This is a genomic window from Streptococcus sp. CF7_Ac1-8 (genome assembly GCF_024295435.1).
Taxonomy (GTDB): domain Bacteria; phylum Bacillota; class Bacilli; order Lactobacillales; family Streptococcaceae; genus Streptococcus; species Streptococcus mitis_AP.
The window spans coordinates 24,027-35,148 of sequence record NZ_JANCPI010000018.1; the positions used below are offsets into that span (position 1 = coordinate 24,027).

Below are 11,122 nucleotides of genomic sequence, written 5' to 3' on the forward strand. Positions count from 1 at the left end.
GTCTATATGTTACTTGAAATTTCGATAAAAAACTTTGCCATTATTGAGGCTATTTCTCTCAATTTTGAAAAGGGGATGACTGTCTTGACTGGTGAAACGGGTGCAGGGAAGTCGATTATCATTGATGCCATGAATATGATGTTGGGAGCTCGTGCGACGACAGATGTTATTCGTCATGGTGCGCCAAAGGCAGAGATTGAGGGGCTTTTCTCAGTTGAGAATAGTCGCCTTTTACAGGAAATTTTTGATGAGCAAGGTTTGGAAATGGGTGATGAGATTATCATCCGTCGGGAAATCTTGCAAAATGGTCGTAGTATCAGCCGTGTGAATGGCCAGATGGTCAATCTGTCTGTTTTGCGTGCTATTGGGCAACATCTTGTGGATATTCATGGTCAGCATGACCAAGAGGAGTTAATGCGTCCTCAACTGCATATCCAGATGTTGGATGAATTTGGTGATACAGCTTTTTGGGAATTGAAAGAAACCTATCAAACGAGTTTTGATGCTTATCGAAAAATGCGTAAGCAGGTTCTGGAAGTCAAGAAAAACCAACAGGAACACAAGGCACGTATCGAAATGTTGGAATTTCAAATGGCAGAGATTGAGGCAGCAAACTTGCAAGCAGGTGAGGACTTGTCTCTTAACCAAGAGCGAGATAAACTCCTCAACCATAAAAATATTGCGGATACCTTAACCAATGCCTACAGTATGTTAGACAATGAAGATTTTTCAAGTCTGGCCAATGTTCGTTCAGCCATGAATGACATGGAAAGTGTCGAAGAGTATGACCCTGAATACCGTGAAATTTCAAGCTCTTTGTCTGAGACCTACTATGTCTTAGAAGATATTAGCAAACGTTTGGAAGCAATCATTGAGGATCTTGATTTTGATGGAAATCGCCTCATGCAAGTCGAGAATCGTTTGGACCTCCTTCATACCATTACGCGTAAATATGGTGGGACTGTGGACGATGTCTTGCTTTATTTTGCCAAGATTACGGAAGAATACAATCTCCTGACAGGCAATAATCTTTCTTCTGAAGACATGGAAGCAGAGCTCAAGAAATTGGAAGTCAATCTTGTTGATTTGGCAGGCCAGCTTGCATCTGCTCGTCATGACTTGGCCCAGCAGCTAGAAGCAGAGATTAAACAAGAATTGCAAGACCTTTATATGGAAAAAGCCCAGTTTCAGGTTCGTTTTAGCAAGGGCAAATTCAGTCGTGAAGGCAATGAAATGGTCGAGTTTTACATTTCAACCAACCCTGGTGAAGACTTTAAACCCTTGGTTAAGGTTGCGTCTGGCGGGGAATTATCCCGTCTCATGCTAGCCATTAAGTCTGCCTTTTCTCGTAAAGAGGGTAAGACAAGTATTGTCTTTGATGAAGTGGATACGGGAGTTTCAGGTCGTGTAGCTCAAGCGATTGCTCAGAAGATTCACAAGATTGGCCAGCATGGTCAGGTTCTGGCTATTTCTCATTTGCCACAAGTGATTGCGATTGCGGATTATCAATTCTTTATTGAAAAGATTAGCAATGACCATTCAACGGTTTCGACTGTTCGTCTCTTGACGGTTGAAGAGCGCGTGGAGGAAGTTGCTAAGATGTTGGCAGGTGATGATGTGACGGAAGCAGCCCTGACACAAGCCAGAGAATTGTTGAGAAACAGGGAGAAATAAGATGACAAACTATTATGTGATTGGAGATGTTCACGGAAAAGCTGGGATGCTGGAAGACCTTCTCAAAACATGGGATGGTCAGACTCAGTTGCTCTTTCTAGGGGATTTGATTGACCGTGGTGAAGATAGTCGCCGTGTCCTAGAGATGGTTAAGGACTTGGTCGATAATCAAGGGGCAATCTGTTTGTCAGGAAACCACGAGTATATGTTTTTGACTTGGCTCGATAACCCAGAAGAAAGCTATGACCACTATCGACGCAATGGTGGAGATACAACCATTAACTCTATCCTAGGTCGTCCCTTGGATGCACCGGTTGATGGAGTAGAAGATGCCAAGCGTGTTGCTACTGAAGCAGCAGACTTGGTCGAATTTATTCGTCAAATGCCTTTTGTGGTAGAGACAGATAAGTATATCTTTGTTCACGCAGGTATTGATTTGACCTTGGATGACTGGCATGAAACCACAGATTACAAGAAAGTATGGCTTAGAAAACCATTCCACGAAGCAGAAAATCATACTGGAAAAACCATTGTCTTTGGCCATACACCAGTTTATGGTTTGTTAAAGCAAGAGCGTGGTACAGCTGAGCTTTGGACTACAGAAGATCGCAAGATTGGAATGGATGGAGGAGCTGTTTATGGTGGTGTCCTTCACGGGATTGTCTTTACAGACCAAGGAATGACAGAACACCACTTTATCGAAAATGACGGCTTTGTTGCTGAAGATTAGTACTCCTAGCAGGGTATGGTCTTGTCAAAATGTCAAAAACAATTTATAATAAATAGATACCCTGAAAGGAAGAGAATCATGAACTTAGAAGAATTGAAAAAACGACAGGAGAAGATCCGTAACTTCTCTATTATCGCCCATATTGACCATGGGAAATCAACTCTAGCAGACCGCATTTTGGAAAAAACAGAGACGGTTTCAAGTCGTGAAATGCAAGCACAGCTTTTGGATAGCATGGATTTAGAGCGAGAACGTGGGATTACCATTAAACTAAATGCTATCGAGCTGAATTATACTGCTAAAGATGGGGAAACTTATATTTTCCACTTGATTGACACGCCGGGGCACGTTGACTTTACCTATGAAGTTTCACGTTCGCTAGCTGCCTGTGAGGGGGCTATTTTGGTGGTTGATGCTGCCCAAGGGATTGAGGCTCAAACCCTTGCCAACGTTTATTTGGCCTTGGACAATGATTTGGAAATCATGCCAGTCATTAACAAAATTGACCTGCCTGCTGCAGATCCAGAGCGCGTGCGTACAGAGATTGAAGATGTCATTGGTTTGGATGCCAGTGAAGCAGTTTTGGCTTCTGCCAAGGCTGGTATCGGTATCGAGGAAATCCTTGAGCAAATCGTGGAAAAAGTGCCAGCGCCAACAGGTGATGTGACGGCGCCACTTAAGGCCTTGATTTTCGACTCAGTTTATGATGCTTATCGTGGGGTTATTCTCCAAGTTCGTGTTATGGACGGGGTGGTTAAACCTGGCGATAAGATTCAGCTCATGAGCAATGGCAAAACTTTTGATGTGACAGAAGTCGGTATTTTTACACCCAAAGCAGTTGGTCGTGATTTCCTTGCGACTGGTGACGTTGGTTATATTGCAGCTTCTATTAAGACGGTTCAGGATACGCGTGTGGGTGATACCGTTACCTTGGCAACCAATCCTGCGGCAGAGCCATTACATGGTTACAAGCAGATGAATCCTATGGTCTTTGCGGGTCTATATCCAATCGAATCAAACAAGTATAATGACCTTCGTGAAGCGCTTGAAAAATTGCAACTGAATGATGCCAGTCTTCAGTTTGAACCAGAAACATCGCAGGCCCTTGGATTTGGTTTCCGTTGTGGTTTCCTTGGACTTCTTCATATGGATGTTATCCAAGAGCGTTTGGAACGTGAGTTCAACATTGACCTCATCATGACAGCTCCATCTGTTATCTATAAGGTTAACTTGACCGACGGTGAGTCAATGGATGTGTCTAACCCATCTGAGTTTCCAGACCCAACTAAGATTGCGACCATTGAAGAGCCTTATGTTAAGGCGCAAATCATGGTACCTCAAGAGTTTGTTGGAGCAGTGATGGAATTGGCTCAGCGCAAGCGTGGAGACTTCGTGACTATGGATTATATTGATGATAACCGTGTTAATGTTATCTATCAAATTCCACTGGCTGAAATCGTCTTTGACTTCTTTGACAAGCTTAAGTCTTCGACACGTGGTTATGCAAGCTTTGACTACGAATTGTCAGAGTATCGTCCATCTAAGCTAGTGAAAATGGATATCCTTCTCAATGGAGACAAGGTGGATGCCCTTAGCTTCATCGTTCACAAGGATTTTGCTTACGAACGTGGAAAACTCATCGTTGATAAACTTAAGAAAATCATCCCTCGTCAACAATTTGAAGTACCAATCCAAGCAGCTATTGGACACAAGATTGTAGCTCGTACTGATATCAAGGCCCTTCGTAAGAACGTACTTGCTAAATGTTATGGTGGTGACGTTTCTCGTAAACGCAAACTCCTTGAAAAACAAAAAGCCGGTAAGAAACGTATGAAAGCTATCGGATCAGTAGAAGTTCCACAAGAAGCTTTCCTCAGCGTCTTGAGTATGGATGAAGAATAAGTTATCATAATTGTTTTTCTTGTTAATAGCAAAATATATAAGAATCAATAGTAAAGCAGGCTTAAATGGTCTGCTTTTTTTATTTCTAGAACAGAAAAAATGTTTGAAATGTTTGTTTATTTGTTTGTTTTTATGTAACAAACTATAAAAACAACAAAAATATAAAAAAAGAGACAAAAAACAACAGAAAATCATTGACAACGGTTTCATATAGTGTTATACTTATAGCATAAAGTTAATGGAAAGAAGGGAAAACCTTATGGGATTAGATCATTTCTTTGACAAAAACCTTGTGTTTTGCTTAGAAGCGGATAATCAAGAACATCTCTTTGATCAGGTTGCAACTTTATTGGAAGAACGAGAAATCGTAACTCCGACTTATCGTGAAGCCCTGATCACGCGTGAAAAGTCATTTCCAACTGGCTTAGATATGGAATTTTTGGGTAAGGATTTGCCGAATGTGGCTATTCCTCATACAGATATTGTTCATAATCTAGCTGAAAAAGTTGTGGTCGTTCGATTAGATAAACCTGTGACCTTCCACAATATGATTGCACCAGATAAGGAAGTAGAAGTATCTTTACTCTTCTTTATCATTAATAACTCAAGTTCAAGTCAAACAAACATTCTTGCTCAGTTGATGGACTTCTTTACTGGAAATGGTCATCTTGAAGACCTATCAAAAATTTCTGAACCAGAAGCCCTCTATGCTTATATCGCTGAAGCAATTGCTTAATCTTGTCTATTAAAAATATTAAATCGGAGGAAATCCATATGATTAAAATTCTTGCCGCCTGCGGTGCAGGTGTTAACTCAAGCCACCAAATTAAAAGTGCTCTTGAAGAAGAACTTTCAAACCGCGGTTTCGATGTTCACTGTGATGCAGTTATGGTCAAAGACGTTAACGAAGATCTTATCAAAGGTTATGACATCTTCACACCAATTGCTGCTACAGACCTTGGTTTTGACCCAGGTATTCCAGTTATCGAAGCAGGACCAATCTTATTCCGTATCCCAGCAATGAGTGCTCCAGTATTTGACAATATTGAAGCAGCTATCAAAGAACACGGGTTAAGCTAATTTTAATTTGTTAACATTCATATAACATAAAAAGGGAGGAACTGTTATGGATGCAATCTTTGACCTAATCAAAGAGGTTTTCACACCCGTCTTAGATATGGGTGGTCCTGTCATCATGTTGATCATTTTGACAATATTGGCTCTACTTTTTGGAGTGAAATTCTCCAAAGCGCTTGAAGGTGGTATCAAACTTGCCATCGCTCTTACAGGTATCGGTGCCATCATCGGTATGCTAAACACTGCTTTCTCAGCATCACTAGCAAAATTCGTTGAAAACACAGGTATCCAATTGAGTATTACTGACGTTGGTTGGGCACCACTTGCAACAATCACTTGGGGTTCTGCTTGGACACTATACTTCTTGCTTATCATGTTGATTGTCAACATAGTGATGCTAGCTATGAAGAAAACAGATACACTTGACGTTGATATCTTCGATATCTGGCACTTGTCTATCACAGGTCTTTTGATTAAATGGTATGCTGACAACAATGGTGTGAGCCAAGGGGTTTCACTCTTGATTGCTACAGCAGCTATCGTCCTTGTCGGTGTGTTGAAAATTATCAACTCTGACTTGATGAAACCTACATTTGATGACCTTCTTAATGCACCAAGTTCATCACCAATGACATCAACTCACATGAACTACATGATGAACCCAGTTATCATGGTTTTGGATAAGATTTTTGAAAAATTCTTCCCAGGTCTTGATAAATATGACTTTGATGCTGCTAAATTGAACAAGAAAATTGGTTTCTGGGGTTCTAAATTCTTTATCGGTTTCATTCTTGGTATCGTTATCGGTATTATGGGAACTCCACATCCAATTGCAGGTGTTGCCGATGCAGATAAATGGCGTCTTGTTATCAGAGGATGGTTGTCTCTTGGTTTGACTGCCGGTGTATCTTTGGAACTCTTCTCACTTATCGGTTCATGGTTCATCGCCGCTGTGGAACCTCTTTCACAAGGTATTACAAACGTTGCTACTAAACGTCTTCAAGGACGTAAATTCAACATCGGTCTTGACTGGCCATTCATCGCTGGTCGTGCTGAAATCTGGGCTTGTGCCAACGTACTTGCACCAATCATGTTGATTGAAGCTGTGCTTCTTTCAAAAGTCGGAAATGGTATCTTGCCACTTGCAGGTATCATCGCAATGGGTGTTACTCCAGCTCTCTTGGTTGTAACTCGTGGTAAATTGCTCCGTATGATTATCTTCGGAACTCTCTTGTTGCCACTCTTCCTTCTTTCAGGTACACTTATTGCACCATTTGCAACAGAACTTGCTAAAGGTGTAGGTGCCTTCCCAGCAGGTGTGAGTGAAACTCAATTGATTACTCACTCAACTCTTGAAGGACCAATCGAAAAACTTCTTGGTTGGACAATTGGTAACACTACAACTGGTGATGTCAAAGCAATCCTTGGTGCTGTAGTCTTCCTTGTATTCTATATCGGTATCTTTGCTTGGTACAGAAAACAAATGATCAAACGTAACGAAGAGTATGCAGCAAAAGCAAAATAATGCGCTCCTATAAAATGTAAATTGTTAAAGCTAGGTTGTCATTTTCCTGATAGGAGTGACAGCCTAGTTTTTTTATAAACTATCAAGAAATCGGAGAAAATAATGGTAATTGAATTAAAATCAGAACAATTAAGAGTTCAATTTAACAGTTTTGGTGGGGCTCTTTCTTCTATAAAAGATGCCGAGGGACTTGAGTATTTGTGGCAAGGGGATGCTACTTATTGGAGTGGGCAAGCTCCTGTTCTCTTTCCCATTTGTGGTTCATTAAGAGAGGATACAGCACTTTATATAGATGATAATGGACAAGAAAGTAAAGGAAAGATTCCTCGTCATGGTTTGGTTCGTAAGAAAGAATTTAAATTAGTTGAACAGACAGATAATAGTGTAACTTTTGCAATTGAAGACGATGAGAATAGTTATCAAAACTATCCTTATCATTTCCGACTAGAAATCACTTATATCCTTACTGGCAAGACAGTACGAACTCAATACAAGATTTTCAATAAAGAAACCAACAAGGTCATGCCTTACTTTATTGGTGGCCATCCAGGATTTAATTGTCCTCTACTTGATGATGAAATCTATGAAGATTATTATCTAGAGTTTGAGAAAGAAGAGACTTGCTCTGTTCCACGTCCTTTCCCAGAAACAGGTATGCTGGATTTTCAAGATAGAAGTCCATGGCTAGAGGGTCAAAAAGAAAAAGATCTTAATTATGATCTTTTCAGCACAGATGCAGTTACCTTAGATGAATTGCAATCTAGAACAATTGCCCTTCGTTCTCGTAAACATGATAAGGGATTGAAAGTGCACTTTGCAGAGTTTCCAAATATCATCATCTGGTCAACTTTGAATAAAGGTACTTTCATTGCTTTAGAACCATGGTCTGGCTTGTCAACATCCCTTGAAGAAGGAGATCATCTAGAAGATAAGAAGAATGTTCGTCTCCTAGAACCTGGTCAAGTGGATCAAATTGGTTTTGATATCGAAATTTTTTAGTTAAAAAAACACAAAAACAAACACTAACTGTTGACTTTTTTAGGAAATAGGAGTATATTATGTTTGTAAACAACAAATGATGTTTGTAACAAACAAATAATCACTTGTTATATTTTCTTTCGCGGAGAAGGATTATTTCTAGGAAACAGCTTTCCTAAACTTGAATAAGGTGTCATTCATCTCATTCAATCCAATTTGTCAATAAACTGCTAGAAAGTCTTTTGTAGGTCAAGTGCTAACTATAAAAGGTTTTACTAGCCTAGAAAAATAAAAAGGAGTATACAATATGTCTATTGTTATCGGTGCAGATGCTGCAGGTTTGAGATTGAAAGAAGTTGTGAAAGACTTCTTGGAAAAAGAAAACTTCCACGTTGTGGATGTTACAGCTGAAGGTCAAGACTTTGTTGATGTGACTCTTGCTGTTGCTGCAGAAGTAAACAAAGAAGAACAAAACCTTGGTATCGTGATTGATGCTTATGGTGCTGGTCCATTCATGGTTGCAACTAAAATCAAAGGAATGGTTGCTGCAGAAGTATCTGACGAACGTTCAGCTTATATGACTCGTGGCCACAACAACTCACGTATGATCACTATGGGTGCACAACTTGTCGGTGATGAATTGGCTAAAAACATCGCTAAAGGATTTGTTAACGGTAAATACGATGGTGGACGTCACCAAATTCGTGTCGACATGTTGAACAAAATGTGCTAATTAGATTACAGTAAGAAAGGTAAGTTAAAAATGAGAATTGCAATTGGATGTGACCACATCGTAACAGATGAAAAAATGGCGGTTTCAGAATTTTTGAAATCAAAAGGATATGAAGTCATTGACTTTGGTACATATGACCATACACGTACTCACTACCCAATCTTTGGTAAAAAAGTAGGGGAAGCTGTAACTAGCGGTCAAGCTGATCTTGGAGTATGTATCTGTGGTACTGGTGTTGGTATCAACAATGCTGTAAATAAAGTTCCAGGTGTCCGCTCTGCCTTGGTTCGTGATATGACAACAGCCCTTTATGCTAAAGAGCAATTGAACGCTAACGTTATCGGATTTGGTGGTAAGATTACTGGTGAATTGCTCATGTGTGATATCATTGAAGCTTTCATCCATGCTGAATACAAACCATCTGAAGAAAACAAGAAATTGATTGCGAAAATTGAACACCTTGAAAGTCACAATGCTCAACAAACAGACGCAAACTTCTTCACTGAATTCCTTGAAAAATGGGATCGCGGAGAATACCACGATTAAGAGGTGACTTATGATTTTAACAGTCACAATGAACCCATCCATTGATATTTCCTATCCCTTGGATGAGTTGAAGATTGATACTGTCAATCGTGTGGTGGATGTAACCAAAACAGCTGGTGGTAAGGGACTCAATGTTACCCGAGTACTTTCAGAATTTGGAGATTCTGTTCTTGCTACTGGTTTAGTTGGTGGTAAACTTGGTGAGTTTTTGGTTGAAAATATCGATGATCAAGTAAAGAAAGATTTCTTCTCAATTCAGGGAGAAACTCGTAACTGTATCGCTATTCTTCACGGAGACAACCAAACAGAAGTTCTTGAAAAAGGTCCTGAAGTATTGGAACAGGAAGGTCAAGACTTTTTGGAACATTTCAAAAAACTCTTGGAGTCAGTTGAAGTAGTAGCTATCTCAGGTAGTCTGCCAGCTGGTCTTCCAGTTGATTACTATGCGAGCTTGGTAGAACTTGCTAATCAAGCTGGCAAGCCTGTTGTCTTGGACTGCTCTGGTGCAGCACTTCAGGCTGTTCTTGAATCACCACATAAACCAACAGTCATCAAACCAAATAATGAGGAATTATCTCAACTTCTAGGAAGAGAAGTTTCTGAGGATTTGGATGAATTAAAAGAAGTTCTCCAAGAACCTTTGTTTGCAGGAATTGAGTGGATTATTGTTTCACTTGGTGCTAACGGTGCTTTTGCCAAACATGGCGACACTTTCTACAAGGTAGATATTCCTAGAATTCAGGTAGTCAACCCTGTCGGATCTGGAGATTCTACTGTGGCAGGAATTTCTTCAGGACTTCTTCATAAAGAATCGGATGCAGAACTCCTCATCAAGGCAAATGTCCTTGGTATGCTCAATGCTCAAGAAAAAATGACTGGTCATGTCAACATGGCTAACTATCAAGCTCTATATGATCAATTAAAAGTAAAAGAGGTATAAAATGGCTTTAACAGAACAAAAACGTGCACGCTTAGAAAAACTTTCTGATGAAAATGGTATCATCTCAGCTCTTGCATTTGACCAACGTGGTGCTTTGAAACGCCTTATGGCTCAACATCAAACAGAAGAACCAACTGTGGCTCAAATGGAAGAACTCAAAGTCTTGGTAGCAGATGAATTGACTAAATACGCTTCATCTATGCTTCTTGACCCTGAATATGGACTTCCAGCAACTAAAGCTCTTGATGAAAAAGCTGGTCTTCTCCTTGCTTATGAAAAAACAGGTTATGACACAACAAGTACAAAACGTTTGCCAGACTGCTTGGATGTTTGGTCTGCAAAACGTATTAAAGAAGAAGGTGCAGATGCAGTTAAATTCTTGCTTTACTATGATGTAGATAGCTCAGACGAACTTAACCAAGAAAAACAAGCTTACATCGAACGTATCGGTTCTGAGTGTGTGGCTGAAGATATCCCATTCTTCCTTGAAATTCTTGCTTACGATGAAAAAATTGCTGACGCAGGTTCTGTAGAATACGCGAAAGTAAAACCACACAAAGTTATCGGTGCTATGAAAGTCTTTTCAGACCCACGCTTTAACATTGATGTCTTGAAAGTAGAAGTTCCTGTTAACATTAAATATGTTGAAGGCTTCGCTGAAGGTGAAGTGGTTTATACACGTGAAGAAGCAGCAGCCTTCTTCAAAGCACAAGATGAAGCAACTAACTTGCCATACATCTACTTGAGTGCTGGTGTATCAGCTAAACTCTTCCAAGATACTCTTGTATTTGCCCATGAATCAGGTGCAAACTTTAACGGAGTTCTTTGTGGCCGTGCAACTTGGGCTGGATCAGTTGAAGCTTACATCAAAGATGGTGAAGCAGCAGCTCGCGAATGGCTACGCACAACTGGTTTTGAAAACATTGACGAACTCAATAAAGTTCTTCAAACAACAGCAACTTCATGGAAAGAGCGCGTATAAGCAAGTCCTCCTAGGTTAGGAACATGAATCTAAAA

11 protein-coding genes are annotated in these 11,122 nt (G+C 40.1%); all 11 read left to right on the forward strand.

Going from position 1 to position 11,122, the window contains the following annotated elements:
* Positions 1 to 6: 6 nt before the first annotated feature.
* Entirely contained in the window at positions 7 to 1,674 is a 1,668-nt protein-coding gene (gene recN, locus NMM26_RS08880; RefSeq protein WP_254754272.1) for a DNA repair protein RecN, read from the forward strand.
* A gap of 1 nt (position 1,675) precedes the next feature.
* Entirely contained in the window at positions 1,676 to 2,404 is a 729-nt protein-coding gene (locus tag NMM26_RS08885; protein WP_254754273.1) for a metallophosphoesterase family protein, read from the forward strand.
* Between the two features lie 78 nt (positions 2,405 to 2,482).
* Positions 2,483 to 4,306, forward strand: coding sequence for a translation elongation factor 4 (lepA, locus tag NMM26_RS08890; RefSeq protein ID WP_001047207.1), 1,824 nt, complete (start codon positions 2,483 to 2,485; stop codon positions 4,304 to 4,306).
* A 259-nt stretch (positions 4,307 to 4,565) separates the two neighbouring features.
* The gene (locus NMM26_RS08895; RefSeq protein ID WP_000521972.1) at positions 4,566 to 5,042 is read left to right on the forward strand and encodes a PTS sugar transporter subunit IIA; all 477 of its coding nucleotides are present in this window, start codon (positions 4,566 to 4,568) and stop codon (positions 5,040 to 5,042) included.
* A gap of 38 nt (positions 5,043 to 5,080) precedes the next feature.
* Positions 5,081 to 5,386 carry a PTS sugar transporter subunit IIB gene (locus tag NMM26_RS08900; protein ID WP_000590547.1) on the forward strand — a complete coding sequence of 102 codons (306 nt, stop codon included), beginning with the start codon at positions 5,081 to 5,083 and terminating at the stop codon, positions 5,384 to 5,386.
* A 46-nt stretch (positions 5,387 to 5,432) separates the two neighbouring features.
* Entirely contained in the window at positions 5,433 to 6,908 is a 1,476-nt protein-coding gene (locus NMM26_RS08905) for a PTS galactitol transporter subunit IIC (RefSeq protein WP_254754274.1), read from the forward strand.
* A 102-nt stretch (positions 6,909 to 7,010) separates the two neighbouring features.
* Complete coding sequence (locus tag NMM26_RS08910; RefSeq protein WP_254754275.1) at positions 7,011 to 7,907, forward strand: aldose 1-epimerase family protein; 897 nt, start codon at positions 7,011 to 7,013, stop codon at positions 7,905 to 7,907.
* Between the two features lie 286 nt (positions 7,908 to 8,193).
* The gene (gene lacA, locus NMM26_RS08915) at positions 8,194 to 8,619 is read left to right on the forward strand and encodes a galactose-6-phosphate isomerase subunit LacA (RefSeq protein WP_000029277.1); all 426 of its coding nucleotides are present in this window, start codon (positions 8,194 to 8,196) and stop codon (positions 8,617 to 8,619) included.
* Between the two features lie 30 nt (positions 8,620 to 8,649).
* A complete protein-coding gene (lacB, locus tag NMM26_RS08920) occupies positions 8,650 to 9,165 on the forward strand; it encodes a galactose-6-phosphate isomerase subunit LacB (RefSeq protein WP_001216910.1) in 516 nt (171 codons plus the stop codon).
* A gap of 10 nt (positions 9,166 to 9,175) precedes the next feature.
* A complete protein-coding gene (locus NMM26_RS08925) occupies positions 9,176 to 10,105 on the forward strand; it encodes a tagatose-6-phosphate kinase (protein WP_254754276.1) in 930 nt (309 codons plus the stop codon).
* A 1-nt stretch (position 10,106) separates the two neighbouring features.
* Positions 10,107 to 11,087, forward strand: coding sequence for a tagatose-bisphosphate aldolase (gene lacD / locus NMM26_RS08930; protein WP_001229114.1), 981 nt, complete (start codon positions 10,107 to 10,109; stop codon positions 11,085 to 11,087).
* Positions 11,088 to 11,122 lie beyond the last annotated feature (35 nt).

Excerpts from the sequence above, each read along its gene's own strand:
- recN (WP_254754272.1), top strand. The coding sequence starts at position 7 with ATGTTACTTGAAATTTCGATAAAAAACTTTGCCATTATTGAGGCTATT.
- NMM26_RS08885 (WP_254754273.1), top strand. The coding sequence starts at position 1,676 with ATGACAAACTATTATGTGATTGGAGATGTTCACGGAAAAGCTGGGATG.
- lepA (WP_001047207.1), top strand. The coding sequence starts at position 2,483 with ATGAACTTAGAAGAATTGAAAAAACGACAGGAGAAGATCCGTAACTTC.
- NMM26_RS08895 (WP_000521972.1), top strand. The coding sequence starts at position 4,566 with ATGGGATTAGATCATTTCTTTGACAAAAACCTTGTGTTTTGCTTAGAA.
- NMM26_RS08900 (WP_000590547.1), top strand. The coding sequence starts at position 5,081 with ATGATTAAAATTCTTGCCGCCTGCGGTGCAGGTGTTAACTCAAGCCAC.
- NMM26_RS08905 (WP_254754274.1), top strand. The coding sequence starts at position 5,433 with ATGGATGCAATCTTTGACCTAATCAAAGAGGTTTTCACACCCGTCTTA.
- NMM26_RS08910 (WP_254754275.1), top strand. The coding sequence starts at position 7,011 with ATGGTAATTGAATTAAAATCAGAACAATTAAGAGTTCAATTTAACAGT.
- lacA (WP_000029277.1), top strand. The coding sequence starts at position 8,194 with ATGTCTATTGTTATCGGTGCAGATGCTGCAGGTTTGAGATTGAAAGAA.
- lacB (WP_001216910.1), top strand. The coding sequence starts at position 8,650 with ATGAGAATTGCAATTGGATGTGACCACATCGTAACAGATGAAAAAATG.
- NMM26_RS08925 (WP_254754276.1), top strand. The coding sequence starts at position 9,176 with ATGATTTTAACAGTCACAATGAACCCATCCATTGATATTTCCTATCCC.
- lacD (WP_001229114.1), top strand. The coding sequence starts at position 10,107 with ATGGCTTTAACAGAACAAAAACGTGCACGCTTAGAAAAACTTTCTGAT.